At 72.0% G+C, this 24,060-nt stretch carries 24 protein-coding genes and 1 riboswitch; of the genes, 10 read left to right on the top strand and 14 right to left on the bottom strand.

From position 1 onward, the window contains the following. Positions 1 to 34: 34 nt before the first annotated feature. Positions 35 to 146: riboswitch (TPP riboswitch) on the top strand. The 6 genes from thiO to Sspor_RS30130 all read left to right on the top strand — a co-directional run bounded on the left by thiO (position 144) and on the right by Sspor_RS30130 (position 7,509). Further along, the gene (gene thiO, locus Sspor_RS30155) at positions 144 to 1,325 is read left to right on the top strand and encodes a glycine oxidase ThiO (protein WP_202201916.1); all 1,182 of its coding nucleotides are present in this window, start codon (positions 144 to 146) and stop codon (positions 1,323 to 1,325) included. (Overlaps the previous riboswitch by 3 nt.) Further along, complete coding sequence (thiS, locus tag Sspor_RS30150) at positions 1,322 to 1,522, top strand: sulfur carrier protein ThiS (RefSeq protein WP_189736258.1); 201 nt, start codon at positions 1,322 to 1,324, stop codon at positions 1,520 to 1,522. The genes thiO and thiS overlap by 4 nt, the downstream gene beginning before the upstream one ends. A 5-nt stretch (positions 1,523 to 1,527) precedes the next feature. Next, positions 1,528 to 2,322, top strand: a complete 795-nt coding sequence (locus Sspor_RS30145) for a thiazole synthase (RefSeq protein ID WP_202201915.1) — start codon at positions 1,528 to 1,530, stop codon at positions 2,320 to 2,322. A gap of 1,772 nt (positions 2,323 to 4,094) precedes the next feature. Further along, complete coding sequence (gene pknB / locus Sspor_RS30140) at positions 4,095 to 6,014, top strand: Stk1 family PASTA domain-containing Ser/Thr kinase (RefSeq protein ID WP_202201914.1); 1,920 nt, start codon at positions 4,095 to 4,097, stop codon at positions 6,012 to 6,014. Between the two features lie 9 nt (positions 6,015 to 6,023). Further along, positions 6,024 to 6,881, top strand: coding sequence for a deoxyribonuclease IV (locus Sspor_RS30135; protein ID WP_202203958.1), 858 nt, complete (start codon positions 6,024 to 6,026; stop codon positions 6,879 to 6,881). A 91-nt stretch (positions 6,882 to 6,972) separates the two neighbouring features. After that, positions 6,973 to 7,509, top strand: coding sequence for a DUF4396 domain-containing protein (locus tag Sspor_RS30130; protein ID WP_202201913.1), 537 nt, complete (start codon positions 6,973 to 6,975; stop codon positions 7,507 to 7,509). A 4-nt stretch (positions 7,510 to 7,513) separates the two neighbouring features. Here the strand turns inward: Sspor_RS30130 and Sspor_RS30125 are convergent, their stop codons facing one another. After that, positions 7,514 to 8,146 (bottom strand): sulfite oxidase-like oxidoreductase, encoded by a 633-nt coding sequence (locus Sspor_RS30125; protein WP_202201912.1) that lies wholly within the window; start codon positions 8,144 to 8,146, stop codon positions 7,514 to 7,516. A gap of 173 nt (positions 8,147 to 8,319) precedes the next feature. Between Sspor_RS30125 and bfr the strand changes: the two genes are divergently transcribed. Next, positions 8,320 to 8,796 carry a bacterioferritin gene (bfr, locus tag Sspor_RS30120; protein WP_030010525.1) on the top strand — a complete coding sequence of 159 codons (477 nt, stop codon included), beginning with the start codon at positions 8,320 to 8,322 and terminating at the stop codon, positions 8,794 to 8,796. 19 nt (positions 8,797 to 8,815) lie between these two features. Here the strand turns inward: bfr and Sspor_RS30115 are convergent, their stop codons facing one another. Both Sspor_RS30115 and Sspor_RS30110 read right to left on the bottom strand, forming a co-directional pair. Continuing rightward, positions 8,816 to 9,082, bottom strand: coding sequence for a (2Fe-2S)-binding protein (locus Sspor_RS30115; RefSeq protein WP_202201911.1), 267 nt, complete (start codon positions 9,080 to 9,082; stop codon positions 8,816 to 8,818). 165 nt (positions 9,083 to 9,247) lie between these two features. Continuing rightward, a complete protein-coding gene (locus tag Sspor_RS30110; protein WP_030010523.1) occupies positions 9,248 to 10,603 on the bottom strand; it encodes a class II 3-deoxy-7-phosphoheptulonate synthase in 1,356 nt (451 codons plus the stop codon). Between the two features lie 339 nt (positions 10,604 to 10,942). Here Sspor_RS30110 and Sspor_RS30100 point away from each other — a divergent pair, with 339 nt between their 5' ends. Beyond that, on the top strand, positions 10,943 to 12,835 hold the full coding sequence (locus tag Sspor_RS30100; protein ID WP_202201910.1) for an anthranilate synthase family protein: 1,893 nt from the start codon (positions 10,943 to 10,945) through the stop codon (positions 12,833 to 12,835). Here Sspor_RS30100 and Sspor_RS30095 read toward each other — a convergent pair. From Sspor_RS30095 to Sspor_RS30070, 6 genes are all read right to left on the bottom strand, one after another. Next, positions 12,832 to 13,137 carry a hypothetical protein gene (locus tag Sspor_RS30095; protein ID WP_202201909.1) on the bottom strand — a complete coding sequence of 102 codons (306 nt, stop codon included), beginning with the start codon at positions 13,135 to 13,137 and terminating at the stop codon, positions 12,832 to 12,834. The two genes, Sspor_RS30100 and Sspor_RS30095, sit on opposite strands and share 4 nt — an antisense overlap. A 79-nt stretch (positions 13,138 to 13,216) precedes the next feature. Beyond that, a complete protein-coding gene (locus tag Sspor_RS30090) occupies positions 13,217 to 14,212 on the bottom strand; it encodes a 2-hydroxyacid dehydrogenase (protein ID WP_202201908.1) in 996 nt (331 codons plus the stop codon). A gap of 66 nt (positions 14,213 to 14,278) precedes the next feature. Continuing rightward, positions 14,279 to 15,307, bottom strand: coding sequence for a 6-phosphofructokinase (locus Sspor_RS30085; RefSeq protein WP_202203956.1), 1,029 nt, complete (start codon positions 15,305 to 15,307; stop codon positions 14,279 to 14,281). A 166-nt stretch (positions 15,308 to 15,473) separates the two neighbouring features. Further along, the gene (locus Sspor_RS30080; RefSeq protein WP_051763403.1) at positions 15,474 to 16,118 is read right to left on the bottom strand and encodes a response regulator; all 645 of its coding nucleotides are present in this window, start codon (positions 16,116 to 16,118) and stop codon (positions 15,474 to 15,476) included. A 65-nt stretch (positions 16,119 to 16,183) separates the two neighbouring features. After that, positions 16,184 to 17,401: a MacS family sensor histidine kinase gene (gene macS / locus Sspor_RS30075; RefSeq protein WP_202201907.1), complete on the bottom strand. Its 1,218-nt coding sequence runs from the start codon at positions 17,399 to 17,401 to the stop codon at positions 16,184 to 16,186. 38 nt (positions 17,402 to 17,439) lie between these two features. Beyond that, positions 17,440 to 18,171 carry a lysophospholipid acyltransferase family protein gene (locus Sspor_RS30070; RefSeq protein WP_202203955.1) on the bottom strand — a complete coding sequence of 244 codons (732 nt, stop codon included), beginning with the start codon at positions 18,169 to 18,171 and terminating at the stop codon, positions 17,440 to 17,442. 171 nt (positions 18,172 to 18,342) lie between these two features. On the opposite strand from Sspor_RS30070, the gene Sspor_RS30065 reads away from it, so the two are divergent. After that, the gene (locus tag Sspor_RS30065) at positions 18,343 to 19,122 is read left to right on the top strand and encodes an alpha/beta hydrolase (RefSeq protein WP_189736279.1); all 780 of its coding nucleotides are present in this window, start codon (positions 18,343 to 18,345) and stop codon (positions 19,120 to 19,122) included. After that, positions 19,115 to 19,735 (top strand): hypothetical protein, encoded by a 621-nt coding sequence (locus Sspor_RS30060; RefSeq protein WP_202201906.1) that lies wholly within the window; start codon positions 19,115 to 19,117, stop codon positions 19,733 to 19,735. Before Sspor_RS30065 ends, Sspor_RS30060 begins: the two co-directional genes overlap by 8 nt. A gap of 109 nt (positions 19,736 to 19,844) precedes the next feature. Here the strand turns inward: Sspor_RS30060 and Sspor_RS30055 are convergent, their stop codons facing one another. From Sspor_RS30055 to Sspor_RS30035, 5 genes are all read right to left on the bottom strand, one after another. Further along, positions 19,845 to 20,594, bottom strand: coding sequence for an endonuclease/exonuclease/phosphatase family protein (locus tag Sspor_RS30055; protein ID WP_202201905.1), 750 nt, complete (start codon positions 20,592 to 20,594; stop codon positions 19,845 to 19,847). Positions 20,595 to 20,675: 81 nt separating this feature from the next. Next, entirely contained in the window at positions 20,676 to 21,617 is a 942-nt protein-coding gene (locus Sspor_RS30050) for an ROK family glucokinase (RefSeq protein ID WP_202201904.1), read from the bottom strand. A gap of 61 nt (positions 21,618 to 21,678) precedes the next feature. Beyond that, complete coding sequence (locus Sspor_RS30045; RefSeq protein WP_202201903.1) at positions 21,679 to 22,143, bottom strand: DUF5304 domain-containing protein; 465 nt, start codon at positions 22,141 to 22,143, stop codon at positions 21,679 to 21,681. Positions 22,144 to 22,221: 78 nt separating this feature from the next. Then, complete coding sequence (locus Sspor_RS30040; RefSeq protein WP_202201902.1) at positions 22,222 to 23,379, bottom strand: ArsA family ATPase; 1,158 nt, start codon at positions 23,377 to 23,379, stop codon at positions 22,222 to 22,224. Positions 23,380 to 23,488: 109 nt separating this feature from the next. Further along, the gene (locus Sspor_RS30035; RefSeq protein WP_202201901.1) at positions 23,489 to 23,929 is read right to left on the bottom strand and encodes an SRPBCC family protein; all 441 of its coding nucleotides are present in this window, start codon (positions 23,927 to 23,929) and stop codon (positions 23,489 to 23,491) included. Between the last annotated feature and the right edge of the window lie 131 nt (positions 23,930 to 24,060).

Genomic DNA, 24,060 nt, shown 5'->3' with positions numbered 1-24,060 from the left:
TACCCGCCCTCCACGACCGGGTTAGTCTGGCCACCGTACCTATCGCGGGAGTCCGGCGCACCGGGCTGAGAGGGAGGCTGGCCGGCCTCCGACCGTACGAACCTGATCCGGGTCATGCCGGCGAAGGGAGGGGCTGGACGCCCATGCACTCATCTCGGAAGGGTTCCGCCACGGGATCCGACGTCCTCGTCATCGGGGGCGGAATCATCGGCCTGGTCACGGCCTGGCGGGCCGCCGAGCGCGGCCTGAGCACCGTACTCGCCGACCCGGCACCCGGCGGCGGCGCCGCCCAGGTCGCGGCCGGCATGCTCGCCCCCGTCACCGAACTGCACTACGGCGAGGAAGCCCTGCTCGGCCTCGGCCTCGCCTCCGCCGCACGCTATCCGCAGTTCGCCGCCGAGCTCGCCGAGGCGAGCGGCGGCCTGGACATCGGCTACCGCGCCTGCGGCACCCTCGCCGTCGCCCTCGACTCCGACGACCGCCTCCACCTGCGCGAACTGCACGCCCTCCAGCGCCGCTGCGGCCTGGAGTCCGAGTGGCTCACCGGCCGCGAGTGCCGCCGCCTGGAGCCCATGCTCGCCCCGGGCGTACGCGGCGGCCTGCGCGTCGACGGCGATCACCAGGTGGACCCCCGCCGGCTCGCGGCCGCCCTGCTGGCCGCCTGCGAACGGGCCGGCGTCACCATCCACCGGACGGCCGCGGAGCGGCTGCTCACCACCCGCGACCGGGCCACGGGCGCCCTCCTCGGCGACGGTACGGAACTGCTCGCCGACCAGGTCGTCCTCGCCGCGGGCTCGCTCACCGGCCGGCTGGCGGGCGTACCGCCGGAGGTCGCGGCCCCCGTACGGCCGGTCAAGGGCCAGGTCCTGCGGCTCACGGTGCCGGCGGCGTACACGCCGTTCCTGTCGCGGACCGTACGCGCCGTCGTACGCGGCAGCCACGTCTACCTGGTGCCGCGCGAGAACGGCGAACTCGTCATCGGCGCCACCAGCGAGGAACTCGGCTGGGACACCACCGTCACCGCGGGCGGGGTCTACGAACTCCTGCGCGACGCCCACGAACTGGTCCCCGGCATCACCGAACTCCCGCTCACCGAGACCCGGGCGGGACTGCGCCCCGGATCCCCCGACAACGCCCCGCTGCTCGGCCCGACCGACCTGCCGGGCCTGCACCTGGCCACCGGGCACTACCGCAACGGGGTGCTGCTGACCCCGCTCACCGGCGAGGTCCTCGCCGAGCTGCTGACCACCGGCGAACTGCCGGAGATCGCGCGCCCCTTCACCCCCCGCCGGTTCTCCGCCGAACGTCAGGAGTCGTACGCATGACCATCTCCGTCAACGGCGAACCGCGCGAGATCGCGGCCGGCGCGACCCTCGACACGGTCGTCGCGACCCTGACCACCGCCCCTTCCGGCGTCGCCGCGGCACTCAACGAGACCGTGGTCCCGCGCGGGCAGTGGCCGGCCACCGTCGTCGGCGACGGCGACCGGGTCGAGATCCTCACCGCGGTACAGGGAGGCTGAGCGACATGGCGGACGACCTCCTCACGCTCGGCGGCCGGACCTTCGGCTCCCGCCTGATCATGGGCACCGGCGGAGCCCCGAGCCTGGACGTCCTGGAACGCGCCCTCGTCGCGTCCGGCACCGAACTCACCACGGTCGCGATGCGACGGCTGGACCCCACGGTCCAGGGCTCCGTCCTGTCCGTCCTGACCAAGCTCGGCATCTCCGTCCTCCCCAACACGGCCGGCTGCTTCACGGCCGGCGAGGCCGTACTCACGGCCCGGCTGGCCCGGGAGGCCCTCGGCACGGACTGGATCAAGCTGGAGGTGGTCGCGGACGAACGCACCCTCCTGCCCGACGGCGTCGAGCTGCTGGACGCCGCCGAGATCCTGGTGGACGAGGGCTTCACGGTCCTCCCCTACACCAACGACGACCCGGTGCTCGCGCGGAAGCTGGAGGACGTGGGCTGCGCGGCGATCATGCCACTCGGCTCCCCCATCGGGTCCGGCATGGGCATCCGCAACCCGCACAACTTCGAGCTGATCACGGAGCGCGCGACGGTACCGGTCATCCTGGACGCAGGCGCGGGCACGGCCTCCGACGCGGCCCTCGCGATGGAACTGGGCTGCGCGGCGGTGATGCTGGCCTCGGCGGTGACCCGCGCGCAGGAGCCGGTCCTCATGGCGTCGGCCATGCGGGACGCCGTCTCGGCGGGTCGCCTCGCCTTCCGCGCGGGCCGCATCCCCCAACGCCGCTTCGCCGAAGCCTCCTCCCCCATCGAGGGCCGCGCCGCCCTGGACCCGGAACGCCCGGCGTTCTGAGGGGGCGTACTGGTGCCCGCGCGCGGGGCCTTCACCCCCGCGACCCCCCGCCCCCGGACGGCGGCTGCCCACCCGCCCCTCGGCATCGGCGCCATCCGGACCGCCCTGCTGACGCGGGACCGGGAGACGGTGCGGACGGACCGGCGGCGCCGTCATGCGGGGCGGTGGCTGCGGAGGGGCTGTTCCGCTCATTCGGTGGTCAGGGATGTGTATGGGGGTTTCCCGTCAGTCTCATCGTCTCTCCGTGTCGGGCCGGTCCCTCAAGGGCGCTCCTTCGTCGCGTCGCTTCGCGATGGCCTTGCGGCCACCCTTGACCGACCGTCCCGCCCCGGAAATCCGAAGACTGCCGAGAAGCCCCCAAAAGAACGAGCCGGTCCAGGCTCTAAGGGACGGGGTAGTCAGAGACCCCCTGCCCGGACGGGGGTAGGGACGTTCCCGAGGCGGGGCCCATCCAGACCCCGGCCCGGACCGGGGGTAGCGCACCACATCGCTACGCGCTCCCCACCTCTCAGCGTCTCCAGTCCGTCCTGGGCTGGACATAGGCCGCCCACGACCTCGATCCCGACGCCCGGCCTGCGTCCGACGACCGGCCGGGGCCGGGCACAAGCCGCCCACCAGGCCGGTCCGCTGCCCGACTTGCGTCCGACGACCGGCCGGCGCTGGGCATTGAGCCGCCTCAAATCGCTATGCGCTTCTCCGAGACTGCGACCGGCGGCCGGTTGGGGGCTGATGAGAGTCTCTGAGGAGGACTGGCGGCCGAAACCTCCACTATTCCGTCGTGGAATCGGGTCAGCGCCAACACGACACCAGAAACCAGCGCCCATACAGGGGCAATTGGGGCAAATTAGCGACCTACTGGACCACCCACATGCGCTGACCTGCATCCACGACGAAATAGCCGCAGTCCCACGCCTTTTCACCCCAGGACGACGGTCAGACGCAGCCAAAGAGGACCCCATGACACCTGGGCGGGCGCGCATACCGTCGGCCGCCGTCAAAGGGGAGTGCCCAAGGGTCGTGGGCTGCTTATGCCCAGCCGCAGACGGTCGTCGGACGCCGAGACTGGGAAGTCGCTGGGGATGGTGGGCGGCCTATGTCCAGCCCAAGACGGTCGTCGGACGCTGAGAGATGAGGAGCACGTAGCGATTGGACGCGCCTCCCCCGAACCGGTCCCCGGTCTGAATGGGCCCCGCCTCTCGGCCATCCCCACCCCCGACAAGGCAGGGCATCTCTGGCCGCCCCGTCCTGATCCTTGAGTGCCCGGCTCGTTCTTTTGGGGGCTTCTCGGCAGTCTTCGGATTTCCGGGGCGGGACGGTCGGTCAAGGGTGGCCGTCAGGCCATCGCGAAGCGACGCGACGACGAAGGAGGAGCGCCCTTGAGGGACCGGCACGACACGGAGAGACGATGAGACTGACGGGAAACCCCCATACACATCACTGACCACCGCCCCAGCGGCTCCCGCACACCGCAGCCACCGCCCCACCACCCGACTCCGCCCGAGCAGCTCCCGCCCTCCAGCGCCGCCGCCCCACCACCCGGCCCCGCCCGCCCGGCTCCCGCCCTCCGGACCCCCGCCCCACCACCCGACCCCGCCCGGCTCCCGCACACCGCACCCGGAGCCACCGCCCCCGGGCCACACCCCGCCCCACCCCGCCCAGCTCGCGCCCCCGCCCAGCTCACGCCCGCGCTCGCGCCGGGTCCCGCGTCACAGGTGCGCTGCAAGGCGACCCGCCCGGGGCGGGTGGTGTGGGGCGGCTCGTAGAATCGGCGGGTGGATACGACCCTGGATGACCCTCTCGTCGGGCGCGTGCTCGACGGCCGCTACCGCATCGACGCCCGCATCGCGGCCGGCGGCATGGCCACGGTCTACCGGGCCGTCGACACCCGCCTCGACCGGGTGCTCGCCCTCAAGGTGATGCATCCGGCCCTCGCCGCCGACGCCGCCTTCGTGGACCGGTTCATCCGTGAGGCGAAGTCCGTCGCCCGGCTCGCGCATCCGAACGTGGTCGCCGTCTTCGACCAGGGCACGGACGGACCGTACGTCTACCTGGCCATGGAGTACGTCTCCGGCTGCACCCTGCGCGACGTGCTCCGCGAGCGCGGCGCGCTCCAGCCGCGGGCCGCCCTCGACATCCTCGAACCGGTCCTCGCCGCCCTCGGCGCCGCCCACCGGGCCGGCTTCGTTCACCGGGACATGAAGCCCGAGAACGTGCTGATCGGGGACGACGGCCGGGTGAAGGTCGCGGACTTCGGGCTGGTCCGGTCCGTCGACTCGGTGACCAACACCACCGGCTCCGTCCTCGGCACCGTCTCCTACCTCGCCCCGGAGCAGATCGAGAACGGCATCACCGACACCCGCGTGGACGTCTACGCCTGCGGTGTCGTCCTCTACGAGATGCTCACCGGCTCCAAGCCCCACCTCGGCGGGACCGCCGCGCAGGTCCTCTACCAGCACCTGCACGAGGACGTCCCGCCCCCGTCCGCCGTGGTCCCGGGGCTCTCCATCGCGCTCGACGAGCTGGTCGCGCAGGCCGCCGCCCGCAATCCCGAGCTGCGTCCCTACGACGCGGCGGCCCTGCTCGGCCTCACCCGAGAGGCCCGCGCGCTGCTCAGCGACGCCGAGCTGGACGCCGTACCGCCGCAGGCGCACGCCGAGGAGCGCTCGTCCGCCGAGGACCGTACGGGCGTGATCCCGCGTCCGGTGTCCGCACAGCAGCCCGTGCAGCACACCTCCCGCCTGGAGATGCCGGCCGCCCCGCCCGCGCCGCCCGCGCACCGCCCCGCCGGGGCCTCCGCGCGGCGGCCCCGGCGCGGGGTGCTGCTCGTCGTCGCGGGCGTGCTGCTCGCGCTCGGGCTCGGGGTGGGCGTCTGGTACATCAGCTCGGGGCAGTTCACGAAGGTCCCGAACCTGCTCGGCAAGACCGAGGCGCAGGCCCGCTCCGAGCTGTCCGCGGCCGGGCTCGGGGTCAAGGGCGTGGACCGGAAGTTCAGCGACGCCTTCGACCGCGGGACGGTGATGAACACCGATCCCCCGGGCGGGCGGCGGATCCGCGGCAACGGCGCGGTGAAGATCACCATCTCGCGCGGTCCCGAGGTCGTGGCCGTGCCCAACCTGAAGGGCCGGCCCCTGGAGGAGGCCCAGGCCGAGCTGACGCAGTCCGGGCTGGCGCCCGGCATGGTGACGCAGGCCTTCAGCCAGGACATCGCCCAGGGTTCGGTGATCAGCACCAATCCGGCGGGCGGCGAGAAGCGGGCGCCCGACACGGCGGTCTCGCTCGTCGTCAGCAAGGGCCGCCCGGTGCCGGTGCCGAGCGTGACCGGGCTCCCCGCGGACCAGGCGAAGGCGACCCTGGAGGCCGCGGGCCTCAAGGTCGCGACGGCTCCCGAGCAGGTCAACGCCCCCTTCGCGGCCGGTACGGTCGCCAACCAGTCGATCGGCGCCGGCACCCAGGCCGCGGCCGGGGACACGGTCACGCTGACCGTGTCCAAGGGCCCCCGGCAGCTTCCGGTCCCGAACGTGACCGGCCAGGACGTGGACGCGGCCCGCAAGGCGCTGGAGGCCGCAGGCTTCAAGGTGAAGGTGGACCGGCCGCTGATCTCCTTCAGCAACACGGTCGACACCCAGTCGGTGCCGGCCGGGCAGAACGCCCCCGAAGGCAGCACGATCACGATCAAGACCAAGGGGCTGTGAGCCGTGGTGATGCGCAATCCCGTGGGCGGGCACGTCCCCGTCGCCGGCGGCCTCGCCTCGGTCGGCCTGGCCTACGCTCGGGAGATGGGGGCGGAGGCCGTCCAGGTCTTCGTCGCCAATCCGCGCGGCTGGGCCACCCCGGTCGGCAGTCCGGCGCAGGACGAACGGTTCCGGGCGGAGTGCGCGGCGGAGTCCGTCCCCGCGTACGTGCACGCGCCGTACCTGATCAACTTCGGCTCGCACACCGAGGCGACGGTGGAGAAGTCGGTGGAGTCGCTGCGCCACTCGCTGCGCCGCGGCCGGGAGATCGGCGCGCTCGGGGTGGTCGTGCACACCGGGTCGGCGACCGGGGGCCGCCCGCGGGAGGCGGCGTACGCGCAGGTCAGGGAGCACATGCTGCCGCTGCTCGACGAACTGACGCACGACGACGACCCGTTCCTGCTGCTGGAGTCCACGGCCGGGCAGGGTTCTTCGCTGTGCTCGACGGCCGAGGAGTTCGGCCCGTACTTCGAGGCGCTCGACCGCCATCCGAAGCTGGGCATCTGCCTGGACACCTGCCACATCTTCGCGGCCGGCCACGATCTGGCGGAGCCGGGCGGGACGAAGCTGACGCTGGACCTGCTGGTGGACACGGTGGGCGAGGGCCGGCTGAAGCTGGTGCACGCGAACGACTCCAAGGAGGGTGTCGGCGCGCACAAGGACCGGCACGCCAACATCGGCCAGGGGCACATCGGCCGGGAGGCCTTCGCCGAGCTGATCTCGCACCCCGCGATGGACGGCGTACCGCTGATCATCGAGACGCCCGGGGGCCGGGAAGGGCATGCGGCGGACGTGGCGCTGCTGAAGGAGCTGCGCGGCCCGCACTGATCCCCCGACTCCTTGAGGAATACCCCAGGGGGGTATACGGTTCCGACATATCGACGGAACCGCTACCCGGCGTTCCCACGAGGGGGTTGTCATGGAGCACGAGCATCAGCACTCGCACCAGCACCACGGACCCGAGAACCACCACCACGAGCACGCCCACACCGCCCACGCCGCCCACACCGTCGGCGGCCCGGTCAGCTGGGGCATGGCCGCCCGGGCCACCCTCCACTGCCTGACCGGATGCGCCATCGGCGAGGTACTCGGCATGATCATCGGTACCGCGCTGGGCTGGGGGAACGTGTCCACGATGATCCTGGCGATCGTCCTCGCGTTCTTCTTCGGCTATGCGCTCACCCTGCGCGGGGTCCTCGCCGCGGGGGTCGGCCTCCGTGCGGCCATCCGGGTGGCGCTGGCCGCGGACACCCTTTCGATCGCCGTCATGGAGCTGATCGACAACGGAGTGATCGCCCTGTGGCCCGGCGCGATGGACGCGCACCTGTCGGATGCGCTGTTCTGGATCGTCCTGGCGATCGCGCTGGCGGCCGCCTTCGTGATCACGACCCCGGTCAACAAGTGGATGATCGGCCGCGGCATGGGTCACGCGGTCGTGCACCGGTACCACCACTGAGCGACTACAGTTCGGGGCCCTCCCCGGGCTCCTCCTGGTACGAGTAGCGCTGCTCGCGCCACGGGTCGCCGATGTTGTGGTAGCCGCGCTCCTCCCAGAAGCCGCGGCGGTCGGCGGTCATGTACTCGATGCCGCGGACCCACTTGGGGCCCTTCCAGGCGTACAGGTGCGGAACCACCAGCCGTACGGGGAAACCGTGCTCGGCGGTGAGCAGTTCACCGCCCTCGTGCGTGGCGAAGACCGTCCGGTCGGAGGCGAAGTCCGACAGCCGCAGGTTGGAGCTGAAGCCGTACTCGGCCCACACCATCACGTGCGTGACCTGCGGCGCGGGAGGCGCCAGGGCGAGGACCTCGCGGGCGAGCACACCGCCCCATTCGGCGCCCTGCATGCTGAACTTCGTGACGCAGTGCAGATCGGCCACGACGGAGTCGAACGGCAGGGCCGTGAACTCCTCGTGGTTCCAGCAGTGCTTGTCCCCGTCGGCCGTCGCGCCGAAGACGCGGAACTCCCAGCGGTCCGGCTTGAACTTGGGCACCGGCCCGTAGTGGGTGACCGGCCAGCCCCTCTGCAGCCGCTGCCCCGGTGGAAGCTCCAGCTGCTCTGCTCCCGGAGATTCCCGGCTTTCCGGCTGACCCATGACTCCATGGTGACAGATTGGGCAGGGTGGTCATGACCAGGTCCGGCCCTATCCGGGCAAGTCACGGCAACTCCCACTAAGGAGGCACTTACTGGACGCTCTCCGGCGGCGGTGCAAGGATGCGCGCAACTGCCCCGTCACATAGCTGACATTGCCTGGAAGGAGCCTCTGCGATGCAGGGCGACCCCGAGGTCCTTGAGTTTCTGAACGAGCAGCTGACCGGCGAGCTGACGGCCATCAACCAGTACTGGCTGCACTACCGCATCCAGGACAACAAGGGCTGGACCAAGCTCGCCAAGTACACGCGTGAAGAGTCCATCGACGAGATGAAGCACGCGGACAAGATCACCGAGCGCATCCTGATGCTCGATGGCCTGCCGAACTACCAGCGCCTCTTCCACGTGCGCGTCGGGCAGACGCTCACGGAGATGTTCCAGGCGGACCGCCAGGTCGAGGTCGAGGCCATCGACCGTCTCAAGCGGGGTATCGAGGTCATGCGCGGCAAGGGTGACATCACCTCGGCCCGGCTCTTCGAGGAGATCCTGGAGGACGAGGAGCACCACATCGACTACCTCGACACCCAGCTGGAGCTCATCGAGTCCCTGGGTGAGCCGCTCTACATCGCGCAGCTGATCGAGCAGCCGAGCTGACGGGCTCCGGGAACCGGCTCTAGGCCGCTTCCGCCAGCTCCGCCGAGCGGGCCGGACCCGGCTCCGCGGCGAGGACGGCAGCCGCCTCGCCCTTCTCCAGCAGCTCACGGCGCGGGCACGCCCCACGGCCGAGGATGCCCTGGATGGTGCGCACGCAGGACCCGCAGTCGGTGCCGGCCTTGGTGGCCGAGGCGATCTGGCGCGGGGTGCAGGCCCCGTCGGCCGCGTGCTCCTTGACCTGCTTGTCGGTGATTCCGAAGCAAGAGCATACGTACACGCGGTTCACCTCCCAGGGCGGAATGGTTCTTCGGTTCGGCGAGCCATCCCCGTTTCGGTGAGGCTTACCTAACCGTACCCAAAGTTAGGGTGGCCTAAAAGCCCTGGATACGACAGTGGGGCGCGGATCACATCGATCCGCGCCCCACTGTCGTACGAAGGTACTGACTGATCCTTACTGGTCGCGGTACATCTCGGCGACGAGGAAGGCCAGGTCCAGCGACTGGCTGCGGTTGAGCCGCGGGTCGCAGGCCGTCTCGTAGCGCTGGTGCAGGTCGTCGACGAAGATCTCGTCGCCGCCGCCCACGCACTCGGTGACATCGTCACCGGTGAGCTCGACGTGGATGCCGCCCGGGTGGGTGCCGAGGGCCTTGTGGACCTCGAAGAAGCCCTTGACCTCGTCGAGCACGTCGTCGAAACGGCGCGTCTTGTGGCCGGAGGCCGCCTCGAAGGTGTTGCCGTGCATCGGGTCGGTGACCCAGGCGACGATCGCGCCGGAGGCGGTGACCTTCTCGACCAGCTCGGGGAGCTTGTCGCGGACCTTGTCGGCGCCCATGCGGACGACGAAGGTCAGCCGGCCCGGCTCGCGCTCGGGGTCCAGGCGGTCGATGTACGTCAGCGCCTCGTCCACCGTGGTGGTGGGGCCGAGCTTGATGCCGATCGGGTTGGCGATCTGCGAGCAGAACTCGATGTGCGCGTGGTCCAGCTGGCGGGTGCGCTCACCGATCCAGACCATGTGGCCGGAGGTGTCGTACAGCTTGCCGGTGCGCGAGTCGGTGCGGGTCAGCGCGCCCTCGTAGTCGAGCAGCAGCGCCTCGTGGGAGGCGTAGAACTCGACGGCCTTGAACTCGGCCGGGTCGGTGCCGCACGCCTTCATGAAGTTCAGCGCGTTGTCGATCTCCCGCGCGAGCTGCTCGTAGCGCTGACCGGACGGGCTGGACTTCACGAAGTCCTGGTTCCAGGCGTGCACCTGGCGCAGGTCGGCGTAACCGCCGGTGGTGAAGGCGCGCACCAGGTTGAGCGTCGAGGCGGACGCGTTGTACATGCGCTTCAGCCGCTCGGGGTCCGGGATCCGGGCCTCTTCGGTGAAGGCGAAGCCGTTGACGGAGTCACCGCGGTAGGTCGGCAGGGTGACGCCGTCGCGGGTCTCGGTGTCCTTGGAGCGGGGCTTGGAGTACTGGCCCGCGATGCGGCCGACCTTGACGACCGGCACGGAGGCCGCGTACGTCAGGACGGCGCTCATCTGGAGCAGCGTCTTGAGCTTGGCTCGGATGTGGTCGGCGGAGACACCGTCGAAGGCCTCGGCGCAGTCGCCGCCCTGGAGGAGGAACGCCTCGCCCTTGGCGACGGCTCCCAGACGGGCACGCAGCTGGTCGCACTCACCCGCGAAAACGAGGGGAGGATACGACTCGAGGTCCGCGACGACAGCGCGCAGAGCCTCGGCATCGGGGTACGAAGGCTGCTGCGCCGCGGGAAGGTCTCGCCAGGTCGCCTTGGCGGCGGGGGCTTGGGTTTCAGCGTTCACGGTCACCTCGTACACATTACGGCGTCACACGCCGCATCCGGCCCCCCGCCCACAACGTGAGACGAACCAGCTCAAAGGTCGCGGACGCCCGACGGAACGGAATCCATGGTTCAGCTCGCGTCGTGAGACAGATCCTGCCCCGCGGGGGCGGTCTGGGCTAAGGTGGCCGCCATGTACGCGCACTCGAACCAGAACTGGTGGTGGACCGCTCCCGGCGGCCCACTTCTCGCGCGTACCTGACGACACGCACGACGCGAAGGCCGCCCCGAGGGGCGGCCTTCCGCGTTTCCGGCCGTGTGGCCGGGTCCCGGAGCCGCTCCTCCCACCGGAAGGACGCTCCGCCCCATGAACCCCATCCGACCCCACCGGTTGAGCCGGCTGCTCGACCCCGCCTCCCCGCCGTTCGCCCTGCTGCGCCGGCGGACCCCCGGCCGCGACCACGACACCGTCGAGGTGCTGATCGGGCAGGTCGGCGAGGTCGAGCGGCTCGCCGACCTGCCCCTCGGCGAGCTGCCCACCCTCGCGCTCGTCCCCTTCCGGCAGATCCGCGAGCGCGGCTTCGACGTACGCGACGACGGCACGCCGCTGAGCGTGCTGGTCGCCGAGGAGGCGTACGAGATCCCGCTCGCCGAGGCGCTGGCCGCACTGCCGGGGCACAGGGTGCGGGTCGAGGACGGCGGTTTCGACGTCCCCGACGAGGAGTACGCGGCCACCGTCCGGCGGGTCGTCGAAGGCGAGATCGGCCGGGGCGAGGGCGCGAACTTCGTCATCCGGCGCACCTACGAGGGCCGCATCGACGGATTCGGCCGGGCCGACGCGCTCGCGCTGTTCCGGCGGCTGCTGGAGGGCGAGCGGGGCGCGTACTGGACGTACGTCGTCCACACCGGGGAGCGGACCCTCGTGGGGGCCAGCCCGGAGGTGCACGTGCGGATGTCCGGCCCGACGGTCGTGATGAACCCGATCAGCGGCACCTACCGCTATCCGGCCGGGGGGCCGACCGCCGACTCCCTCCTCGCCTTCCTCGGCGACCGCAAGGAGACCGAGGAGCTGTCGATGGTGGTCGACGAGGAACTGAAGATGATGTGCACGGTCGGGGACAGGGGCGGGGTCGTCGTCGGACCGCGGCTGAAGGAGATGTCCCACCTCGCGCACACCGAGTACGAGCTGCGGGGCCGGTCCTCGCTGGACGTGCGGGAGGTCTTGCGCGAGACGATGTTCGCCGCGACGGTCACCGGGTCCCCGGTGCAGAACGCCTGCCGCGTCATCGAGCGGTACGAGGTGGGCGGGCGCGGCTACTACGCGGGCGCGCTGGCCCTGCTGAGCCGGGATCCGGCGGGGGCGCAGACCCTCGACTCCCCGATCCTGATCCGCACGGCCGACATCGCGGCGGACGGCGTGCTGCGGGTGCCGGTGGGCGCGACGCTGGTCCGGCACTCGGATCCGGCGGGCGAGGTGGCGGAGACCCATGCGAAGGCGGCGGGGGTGCTGGCGGCGCTCGGGGTGCGGCCGGCCGCACCGCGGCCCGCGTCGCAGGGGGCCCGGCTGGCGGACGACCCCCGGGTGCAGGCGGCCCTCGCCGCCCGCCGCCAGGACCTGGCGCCGTTCTGGCTGCGGATGCAGGAGCGGCCGCCGGCCCCGGCCGGGCACGCGCTGGTGGTGGACGGCGAGGACACCTTCACGGCGATGCTGGCACACGTCCTGCGGGTGGCCGGGCTGGAGGTGACCGTACGCCGCTTCGACGACCCGGGGCTGCGCGCGGCGGCCCTGGCCTGGGAGGGCCCGATCGTCCTGGGCCCCGGCCCGGGCAATCCGGCCGATACCTCGGACCCCAGGATGCGGATGCTGCGGGCGCTGGCGGCCGAGCTGCTGGCCGGGCACCGCCACGGCCTGGTCGGGGTCTGCCTGGGGCACGAGCTGCTGGCGGCCGAGCTGGGCCTCCCGCTGATCCGCAAGGCGGAACCGGCGCAGGGGGCGCAGACCCGGATCGATCTGTTCGGGACCGAGGAGGTGGTCGGCTTCTACAACACCTACACCGCGCACTGCGACGAGGCGGGCGCCGCCCGGCTGGCCGCGACGGGGATCGAGGTGTCCCGGGACGCGGCCACGGGCGAGGTCCACGCCCTGCGGTCCCCGTCCGGAGGCTTCGCGGGGGTGCAGTTCCACCCGGAGTCGGTCCTCACGCTGCGCGGCGCGGAGCTGCTGCGCGAGCTGCTGACCGGTGTCATGGCCCCGGTCTAGGCGGTGCCGTCGGCGGGGGCCGGCTTCGCCTTCCGGCGGGACCGGGTCTCGCGGACGCCCTTCCACACGAGCACCGGCGCCATCAGGGCCAGCGCGACGAGCGGGATCTCCACGTGCTCGCCGGGGAGGGCGAAGGAGGTGATCAGCACCGTCCCCAGGGTGTGGTCGGCGGCGTCCAGCAGCCGTCCGGACCGGTGGCCGGGGGCGGCCCTGCGGGCGAGGTGCAGCGCCCGCAGGGCGCCGAGGAAACTCAGGAGGGCGAGGGCGAGCAGGGCCCAGCGCGCCACGACGGGTATGTCCACGTGGCCGAATCTATCCCCCGCCCCGGCCCGCCGGCATGGCCGTGCGCCGAAGTCCGGGTGAACGCGCGGTGCCGGTGGGCTATGGCGGCGGGACCAGGGTGTTCTCGGAGCGGCGGCCCGCCAGGTGGTCCGCCACGTTGGCGACGGTGGTGGCGATGATCTGGCCCACCGCGTCCGCCGTGTAGTAGGCCTGGTGGGAGGTCACCACGACGTTCGGGAAGGTAACCAGCCGGGCCAGGGTGTCGTCCTCGACGGCCTCCAGGGACTTGTCGAGGAAGAAGACCCCGGCCTCCGCCTCGTACACGTCCAGGCCGACGCCCGTGAAGCGGCCCGCCCGGAGTTCGTCGACCAGGGCATCGGTGTCGATCAACCCGCCGCGGCTGGAGTTCACCAGGATCGCGTCGTCCCGCATCCGCCGCAGCGCCGCGGCGTCGACGATGCGCCGGGTGGACTCCAGCAGGGGCACGTGCAGGCTGACCAGGTCGGAGGAGGCGAGCAGTTCGTCCTTGTCCACGTACGTCATGCCGAGCTCCAGGCAGGCCGGGTTCTGCACCACGTCCCAGCCCAGCAGGCGCATGCCGAAACCGTGGGCGATCCGGGTGAACGCCTCACCGATCTTGCCGGTGCCGAGCACGCCGGCCGTGCGGCCGTGGAAGTCCCGGCCCATCAGCCCGTTCAGCCTGAAGTCGAAGTCCCGGGTCCGGATCGACGCCCGGACGATCCGCCGGTTCACCGCCATCGCGAGGGCCCAGGCGAACTCGGCCACCGAGTAGGGCGAGTAGGCGGAGACCCGGCTGATCGCCAGGCCCAGGCGCCGGGCCTCGTCCAGGTCGATGTTGTTGAAGCCGGTGGACCGCTGGGAGATCAGCTTCGTCCCGCCCGCCGCCAGGACCCGCAGCACCCGGCCGTTCAGGTCGGCGTTCACGCTGGAGGAGACGATCTCGTACCCGGCGGCGATCGGCGCGGTGTCCTCGTCGAGGAAGACGTCCAGGCAACGGACCTCGTGCTGCCCCGCGAACGCCTGCTCCAGGAGCGGCTTCTCGTCGGCGGTCACACCGAATGCCAGGATCTCCACGCTTGCTCCCGCACCTCGAACCATGGGCCGTTTGTCACCATACGGCCCATGGTGGCGGGTCGCCGCTCAGCCGAAGAAGACCCCGGCCTCCTTGTAGAGCGCCGGATCCACCGTCTTGAGCTTCGACGTCGCCTCCGCGATCGGCACCCGGACGATGTCCGTCCCCTTGAGCGCGACCATCTTCCCGAAGTCCCTGTCGAGCACCGCGTCGATCGCGTGCAGCCCGAACCGGGTCGCGAGCCACCGGTCGAAGGCGCTTGGCGTGCCGCCCCGCTGGATGTGCCCGAGCACGGTCGTACGGGCCTCCTTGCCGGTCCGCGCCTCGATCTCCTTGGCCAGCCACTCACCCACGCCCGACAGCCGGACATGGCCGAAGGAGTCCAGGGTGCCGTCCTTCAGGACCATCTCCCCGTCCTTGGGCATCGCGCCCTCCGCGACCACCACGATCGGCGCGTAGCTCGCCCGGAACCGGGAGGTCACCCAGGCGCAGACCTCGTCCACGTCGAAGCGCTGCTCCGGGATGAGGATGACGTTGGCGCCGCCCGCGAGCCCCGAGTGCAGGGCGATCCAGCCGGCGTGCCGGCCCATGACCTCGACGACCAGGACCCGCATGTGGGACTCGGCCGTGGTGTGCAGCCGGTCGATGGCCTCGGTGGCGATGCCGACGGCGGTGTCGAAGCCGAAGGTGTAGTCGGTGGCGGACAGGTCGTTGTCGATGGTCTTGGGCACCCCGACGCAGGGGACGCCGTACTCCTCGTACAGCCGGGCCGCGACCCCGAGGGTGTCCTCGCCGCCGATCGCGACGAGCGCGTCCACCTCGTACTTCGCGAGGTTCTCCTTGATGTCCCGCACGCCGTTCTCCGTCTTGAACGGATTGGTGCGCGAGGAACCGAGGATGGTGCCGCCGCGGGGCAGGATGCCGCGGACGGCGGGGATGTCGAGCGGGACGGTCCGCCCCTCGATCGCGCCCCGCCAGCCGTCCTTGAACCCGACGAACCCGCAGCCGTACTCCTGCTCGCCCTTGCGGACGACGGCCCTGATCACCGCGTTGAGCCCGGGGCAGTCGCCGCCGCCGGTCAGCACTCCGACCTTCATGGAATCTCCAATCGCCATGACGGTCACGCTAGTGGTGACCCAGATCACAGCAAGGGGCCTGGAGAGGCCAATTCCGGTGGAATTGCGAGGCGTTGCGTACGCCCGTTCACTCGTACGAGGAAGTAAGTACGATCGACGGGCGGTGCGGACGTCCCCCGGGCGGGTACTACGCGTCGTCGAGGCCGCGTTCTATCGCGTACCGGACGAGTTCGACCCGATTGTGCAACTGCAGCTTGCCCAGGGTGTTCTGGACGTGGTTCTGCACGGTGCGGTGGGAGATGACCAGGCGTTCGGCGATCTGCTTGTACGACAACCCCTTGGCCACGAGCCGCAGTACCTCGGTCTCGCGGTCGGTCAGCTGCGGGGCCTTCGGCTCGTCGGAGGTGGCCGGCAGCGGGTCGGTGGCCAGGCGCCGGTACTCGCCGAGCACCAGCCCGGCCAGGCCCGGGGTGAAGACCGGGTCGCCCGCCGCGGTGCGGCGCACGGCGTCGATCAGCTCCTGGGCGCCGGCGGACTTCAGCAGGTAGCCGGTCGCGCCGGACTTCACCGCTTCCAGGACGTCCGCGTGCTCACCGCTGGCCGACAACACCAGCACCCGGAGGGCGGGATTGGCGCCGACCAGCTCCTTGCAGACCTGCACGCCCGGCATGCCGGGCAGGTTGAGGTCGAGGACCAGTACGTCGGGCGTGACGGCGTGGGCCCGGCGGACCGCCTCGGGGCCGTCGCCGGCGGTGGCGACGACGTCGAAGCCCGCGGCGGCCAGGTCGCGGGCGACCGCGTCCCGCCACATCGGGTGGTCGTCGACGACCATCACCCTTGTCTCGTGGAGCTCGTTCGGCCTGTTCGGATCGTTCACGTTCACGTCGGTGCTCTCGCTCATGTTCTGTTCGTCCTCCCCCTGGGTACCTTCAGTTCCACTTCGGTGCCCTGCCCGGGGACGGACACCAGATCGGCGCTGCCGCCGAGATCGCGCAGCCTGCCGCGGATGGACAGGGCCACCCCCATCCGGCCCTCGCCCGCCGCCTGGTCGAGCCGGCCCGCCGGGATGCCGGGGCCGTCGTCGCGAACGGTCACGATGACCTCGTCGCCCCAGTCCTCGACGAGGATCCAGGCCCGAGCCCCTTCCCCGGCGTGCTTGCGCACGTTGTCCAGGGCGGCGCCGACCGCCGCGGCCAGTTCCTTCGCGGCGGGCACCGGCAGCGGCACCGGGGTGCCCGGCTCGGCGAAGCTCACGCGGGACCCGGCGTGCGGGGCGAGGAGCGTCCGCAGGTCCAGCTCGCCGTCCTCGGCGCCCGGCTCGTCCACCTCGTACGCGTCGACCAGAGCGCCCCGCGACTCGTCGTGCGAGACCCGGGAGGGCTGCACCAGCCCGCTGGAGACCAGCGTGCGCAGCGCCACCTCCTGCTCCCCGGCCATCCGGCCGAGCTCCTCGGCCTCGCCGCCCAGCTCGCTGCCGCGGCGCTGGACCATGGCGAGGACCTGGAGGACCCCGTCGTGGATGTCGCGGGCGAGGCGCTCGCGCTCGCGGGTCGCGGCTTCGATCTCCAGGGCGCGGGCGAGGGTGTTCTCACTGGCCCGGGCGACCTCGACCACGTAGCCGATGGCGACGGAGGCGACCCATACGAGCAGGACGTTGTGCAGGGTGTCCCGGGTGGGCTGGCCCGTGTGGATGGCGAGGTTGGCGGCCGCCACGAAGGTGGAGGCGAAGCAGGCCCAGCGCCAGCCGCCCTTGATGGCGAAGGCGAGGACCGCGCCCGCCGTCCAGATGGTGGGGAGGGTGGAGCCGCCCGCGTGGATCCGCGCCTGGGTGTCGGCGACCGGGGTGAGCACGATGCCCGCGATGGCGACGGTGAGGTCGGCGACGAGGAAGCCCTTGGTGCAGCTCGCCGCGTTCGCCACCTTGCGGGAGGTGGCGAGGGTCCAGACGGCGAGGAAGGCGAGGTAGCCGACCGCGACGCCGGGGCGCGGGAACTCCTTGTACGCGGCGGCGAACAGCAGCACCGCGTAGGCCATGGTCAGCAGTCGGTACGCGGTCAGGGCACGCCACAGCGGCTGCTCGACCGACATGCGTACGACGCGTTCGCGTTTCGCCATCTCCCCCACCCCCCGCGGGCGGTACCGCCCGCGCGCACCTACTCCGACGTGCCGTCGGCCTTGGCGGTCTTCTCCGCCTTGGCGGCCTTCTCGGCCTTCTCGGCATCGGCGATCTGGCGCTTGGCCGCGGTCGCGTAGATGTCGACGTACTCCTGGCCGGAGAGCTTCATGATCTCGTACATGACCTCGTCGGTCACCGAGCGGAGGATGAAGCGGTCACTGTCCATGCCCTGGTAGCGGCTGAAGTCCAGCGGCTTGCCGATCCGGATCCCCGGGCGCATCAGCTTGGGGACGACCTTGCCGGGCGGCTGGATCTTCTCCGTGTCGATCATCGCGACGGGGATCACGGGCGCACCGGTGGCCAGGGCCACGCGGGCCAGACCGCCGGGCTTGCCGCGGTAGAGGCGTCCGTCGGGTGAACGCGTGCCCTCGGGGTAGATACCGAACAGCTCTCCGCGCTCGATGACCTGGATGCCGCTCTGGATCGCGGCCTCACCGGCCCCGCGGGCGCCGGAGCGGTCCACCGGGAGCTGGCCGACGCCCTTGAAGAAGGCGGCCGTCAGCTTGCCCTTGACCCCCGGGGAGGTGAAGTACTCCGCCTTCGCGATGAAGGTGACCTTCCGGTCCAGCACCGCAGGCAGGAAGAAGGAGTCGGAGAAGGACAGGTGGTTGCTCGCCAGGATCGCCGGCCCCTCTGCGGGAATGTTTTCGAGGCCCTCCACCCACGGCCTGAATGCGAGCTTCAGTGAACCGCCGATGGAGAACTTCATTGCGCCGTAGATCAACTCGAAAGCCTTCCTGTGTCTGTCGAACAGACCATATCCCGTGCCTACACCGGCAGGGGCCCCGACGACCCTGGCCGGTGCCACCCCGGTCGCGTACCTTGAAGTCACACAGAGCAACGCACCCACCCGATGTACATCGTGATCAAGGAGACTCTGGTGCCCGTCCTCCCTGGAGCCGAGCCGTTCCGCCACGAGGGCGGAGAGGTCGGCGTCCTTCTCTGCCACGGCTTCACCGGTTCCCCGCAGTCCCTGCGTCCCTGGGCCGAGTACCTCGCCGGGCGGGGCCTCACGGTGTCGCTCCCGCTGCTGCCCGGGCACGGGACGCGCTGGCAGGACATGCAGCTCACGGGCTGGCAGGACTGGTACGCGGAGGTGGACCGCGCTCTGCGGGAACTGCTGGACCGGTGCGAGCAGGTGTTCGTCTTCGGGCTGTCGATGGGCGGGGCTCTGACGCTGCGGCTGGCGGCCAAGCACGGGGACGCCATCAGCGGCATCGTGCTCGTCAACCCGGCCAACAAGGTGCACGACCCGCTGGCCGTGACCCTGCCGGTGACCAAGCACCTCATCCGCTCCACGCCGGGCATCGCCAGCGACATCGCGAAGCCGGGCTCGGAGGAGGTCGGCTACGACCGGGTCCCGACCCGGGCCGCGCACTCGCTGAAGAAGTTCCTGCAGCTCGTGGACGCCGATCTGCCGCAGGTGACGCAGCCGATGCTGCTGCTGCACAGCCCGCAGGACCATGTCGTACCGCCCGTGGACTCCGCGCGGGTACTGGCCCGGGTGTCCTCGACGGACGTCACCGAGACCCTGCTGGAACAGAGCTACCACGTCGCGACGTTGGACCATGACGCGGAGCGGATCTTCGCGGACAGTTATGCGTTCATCGGCCGACTGGCGGAGAGCGTGGGCAGGGAGGGGGCGGAGGCCGGTGGCTGAGCACGAGGAGCAGTCGGGCGGGGTTCCGCCGCTGGACGAGGAAGCGGCGTGGGCGGCGATCGTCGCCGGGTACGGCCAGGAGCCGCCGGACCCGCCGGGGGCCAGACCGTTCAGGCCGATCGAGAACCTCCTCCTGCCGGAGGAGGACGTCAAGCCGCTGCCCGCGGACTCGGGACGGGACGCGAAGGCCGATCCGAAGCCGGACACCGAACCGGACACGAAGCCGGATCCGGAGCCTGAAGCGGAACCGGGGCCCCCGGCGGCGCTGGGCAGCTCCGTGCTCTTCGCGCCGGGCGTGGGCATGGCGGGTCCCCGGGACCACTCGCCGGCGGAGCCGCAGGACGACGACCTGACCTCGGCGGAGGAGGGCCACTTCGTGCCCCCGGAGCCGGAGCTCCCGCCCGCGGACACGACGTCGAAGTTCGCGTGGCTGGCGGTCGTCGGCGGTCCGGTGCTGCTGCTGCTCGCGGTGCTCCTGCAGTGGGAGATGACCTGGTGGCTGACGACGCTGGGCATCGGCGGCTTCCTGGGCGGCTTCGCCACGCTGGTGGGACGCATGGCGCACGACGGCGAAGACGATGACGACGACCCGGGCCGCGGCGCGGTCGTCTGACCCCGAGGCTTCCCGCGGCTCCGCCCCGGACCCCGTGCCCCCATCGCCGGCGGGGCTGAAAGAGAGCCCCGCCGGCGAGTGAGGCGCGGTCCGGGGGCAGCGCCCCCGGCTACGGCGCGGCCGACAGCCGCAGGGCCGCCAGCACCGGCAGGTGGTCCGTCGCCGACCGCAGGTCCGTGGCCGAGACGCCCGGCAGCCCCGCGGGGACCCCGCAGGCCAGCACCTCGACCCCCTTCGTGGCGAACACCGCGTCGATCCGGCGGTCCGGCGCCGCCGCGGGGAAGGTGGGTCCGCCGCCCCACGGGGCCACCGCCCGGCAGTCCTGGAGCCCGGCGGCCAGCAGCCCGTACGCGGGCCCGTCCGGGCCCTCGTTCAGGTCGCCCGCGGCGATCGCGTACGGCACGTCCATGCCGGCCAGCCGGTCCAGCAGCAGCTCCGCGTGGGCCCGCCGCTCCGCCGCCTGCAGCGAGAGGTGCACGGAGGCCAGGCCCAGCCGCACGCCCCCGACCCGGATCACCGCCGTGGCGAAGCCCCTGCGGTGCAGGCCGGGGGTGCGCGGCAGCAGGACGTCCTCCGTGCGCTCCACGAAGACGCGCAGCGAGCACAGCAGCAGCGGCCCGGCCGCCGTCGCGCCGCCGCCCAGCACCACCAGGTCGCACTTGGCGGCCAGCCGCGCCGCGTGTTTGCGCCATCGGAAGAACCGGGGGGCCTCCTGGACGAGGACGAGGTCGGGCTCGCACGCCCGGATGACCCGGGCCAGCGCCTCCTCGTCGTCGCGCAGGGAGCGGATGTTGTAGCTGAGCACCCGGATCACGGCAGAACCGTCGGGCTCCGTACGGGACTTCGGCAGCTGGTCCATGACCCGCAAGATACGCAGCCGCCCGCCGCTCCCCCAAGGGGCGCGGCGGGCGGCGGGCAGAGAAAGAAGGGTGAAAAGAGGTCAGCCCTGGCGGGCCAGGTCGGCCGCGCCGACGAGCCCGGCCTTGCCGCCCAGCTGTGCGGCGAGGACCTGCGCGTGCGGACGCCACGCGCCGCCGACCAGCCAGCGCTTGAAGGACTTGCGGATCGGGTCGAGGACGAGGTCGCCCTCGTCCGAGACCCCGCCGCCGACGATGAAGGCGGACGGGTCGAACAGCGAGGCCAGGTCGGCCAGTCCCGCGCCGGCCCAGCGGGCCAGTTCGCGGAAGGCGTCGATGGCCACCAGGTCGCCCTGCCGGGCGGCCTCGCTGATGTGCTTGCCCTCGATGCCCTCGGGGGTGCCGTCACCGAGCGAGAGCAGGATCGCCGCGTTCTCGGGGGTGGCGTTGGCGCGCTGCTTCGCGTACCGGACGAGCGCGCGCCCCGAGGCGTACTGCTCCCAGCAGCCCTGGCTGCCGCAGCCGCACAGCAGGCCGTCCGGGACGACCCGGATGTGCCCGAACTCGGCGGCGACGCCGAAGCGTCCGCGCCGCAGCTTGTTGCCGATGATGATGCCGCCGCCCAGGCCGGTGCCGAGCGTGATGCAGATGACGTCGTCGTGTCCCTGGCCGGCGCCGAAGCGGTACTCGCCCCAGGCGGCGCAGTTCGCGTCGTTCTCGACGACGACGGGCAGGCCGATGCGCTGCTCGACCTTGTCCTTCAGCGGCTCGTGCCGCCAGTTGATGTTGGGCGCGAACAGTACGGTCGCGCGCTTGTCGTCCACGTATCCGGCGGCGCCGATGCCGACGGCCTCAATGGTGTGGTTGCTGCTGACCTCGGAGACGGCGGCGCAGATGGCCTCCGTCACTCCGTCCGCGGTCGGCGGGGTGGGCACCTTGTACGTCTCAAGGATCGTGCCCTCTTCGTCGACCACGCCGGCCGCGATCTTCGTGCCGCCGATGTCGACGCCGATGGTGAGTCCCATTAGTCCCTCGGTTTCCGGTCAAACCCCGCCACGGCCAACCGTACCCGAGGCTTCCGGAGGATCAGTCGAGATCGATCCGCTCGGAGGGGCCGTCGTCGGGCCCTTCGTCACGCGGGTCGCGGTCGTGGGACGCCTGCCGGGGAGCCGGGGGTTCGCCCCGCGTCCAGCGGCGCTCGTGGCCCTCGACGGCCGAACGGTAGGCGGCGAGCAGCTCGGAGCCGGCGGCCGCGAGGTGGTCGAAGACCTCCGGATTGCGCTCGATGACGGGCTTGGCGGCGGTTTTGGCCTGGTCGACGATCTGGCGCACCGCGCCCTGTGCGGCCGCGCCGAGCAGCGGGTTGTTCAGCCCGGACACCTTGTCGGCGACGGCTTCGAAGAGCTTGAACAGCTCCTCGGCGGCGGTGCCGGTGCCGCCGGCCGCGGCCTGCTCCTGTCCGCGCCGGCGTTCCTTCTCGGCGGCGAGGTCCTCGGCACAGGCGCTGGCCCAGGCGTCGTTGTCGGCGGGACGGTCGGTGGCCTCGCTCATGGCGGACTCTCTTCTGCGGCTGCTGCGGTGCGTGCGGTACGGACTACCTTCGACGGTACCCGAACGGGGGTACGCGGTTCATCGCGTACGGGGCCACAGTCCCGGGTCGGGGGTGAAGCGGATCCGCAGCTCCCCCTGGGCGAGGGCGGCGCCGGAGACGGTGCAGCGGCGCAGCGCGGCGGGCAGCGGAACGATCCTGCGGTGGGGGCCGACGGTGAGCAGCAGCTCGTCTGCGCGGCGGACGAGGTCGAGGTCGCTCTTGTGCGCGCCGGGCAGCGGTACCACCCAGACGAGCACCCCGTCCTCGGCGAGCCGGTCCTCCACGGCCCAGGCCCGGCGGGGTGCGGGCGCCTCGGGCACGAGCCCGCCGGTGGCGGCGAGCTGCTCCAGGTCCTGCGGGCCGCGCGGGTCCCGGCCGAGGTGGGCGAGGGTCACGACGGGGAGCTCGGCCGCCCACTCGGCGGTGTACTTCTCCTGCTGGGCGGCGAGCCCGGCAAGCCAGGGGTCGGCGGATTCCACCGGCACGGTGCGGTTGGCGACGACGGCGGAGACGGGCAGCTGCTGGAGGGCGAGTCCGAGCCGGCCGAGGCGCAGCGCGTCGGCGGCGGCCGGGCCGGGCTCGGCGACCAGCCGCAGTTCGGTGGTGTCGGCCTCGACGACGGCCTGGACGGCGGCCAGCTCCTCGTCCCAGCGGGCGGCGGTCTCGTAGAGCCACTGCGCGGGCATGGGGACGCCGGCCAGCTGGGCCAGTACGGGCCGCAGGGCGCGGGCGGCCTGCCGCTCGGCGGGCAGCAGCCGGGCGAGGTAGCGGCGCAGCTGGGCGGGGAGTGCGAGGGTGGCCACGCTCCGGTGGAGCGGTGGCATGTCGACGACGACGAGGTCGGTGCCGGGCGCGGCGGCGGCCCGCCGCAGGGCGCGGAGCAGGGCGAACTCTTCGGCGCCGGGCAGTTCGGTGATCTCCTCGGCGTCCAGGGGCCGGGCCCCGACCATGCCGAGCAGGGCGGATCCGCGCTGCTGGAGGGTGACGAGCTCGTCGCGGAACTCCTCGCCGGAGTCCACCCGGGCCACCCGCAGCCCGGGGGCGGCCGGGTCCCCGGCCAGGGCGGTCAGCGGGTCGCCGACGTCGCCGGAGAGCAGCAGCACCCGCCGCCCCTGGCGGGCCGCGGCGAGTGCGGTGGCCGCGGCCACGGTGGTCCGCCCGGCCCCGCCGGGGCCTGTGATCAGCAAGGTGTGCATGTGCGGGTGCTCCGGGTCGGTGGTGGTCCGTGGCCGCGCGCCTGCGGGCGGTGGGCCCGGAAGGGCGCGCAGCGTGTTCCCCGGCCCCTCCGGCGCGCGGGAAGCGGGGTCAGACGCTTTCGACGCGCTTCTTCAGGCCCGCGAGCGCACGGTCGATGATGACCTTCTCGGCCTTGCGCTTGATCATGCCGAGCATGGGGATCTTGACGTCGACGGTCAGCTGGTAGGTGACCTCGGTCCGCTTGCCGCCGTCGACGGCCGCCAGCCGGTAGGAGCCGTCCAGCTGGCGCAGCATCTGGGACTTGTCCAGGGTCCAGCTGACCTCGTCGGTGCCCTTCCAGGTGTAGGCGAGGGTGTGGTCGTCCTTGATCGCGCCCGCGTCGAGCAGCAGGCGGACCTTCTCGGCGCGCCCTTCGGCGTCGGTGGCCAGTACCTCGGCCTCCTTCACCTCGCCGGTCCACTCGGGGTAACGGGCGAAGTCGGCGATCACGGCCATCACGTCGGTGGGCGCAGCCTCGATCGTGATGCTTGAGCTGGTGTGTTCCGCCATCGCGGTCGCTCCTCCGGGCTGGGGGTACCTCCCAGCGGCAGCTGGGGGAGTTCGAGGATGTGTGCGGCCTGGGGCCGCCGCGTGAAGGCTACCGCGCGTGTGGACGTCGCCACTCCAGTGGCTCCCGGACC

The sequence above is a fragment of the Streptomyces spororaveus genome, assembly GCF_016755875.1.
In the GTDB taxonomy this organism is placed as follows: Bacteria; Actinomycetota; Actinomycetes; order Streptomycetales; family Streptomycetaceae; genus Streptomyces; species Streptomyces spororaveus.
Note: the sequence above shows the minus strand (reverse complement) of the source record. Positions and strands in the feature narration are given on the sequence as shown.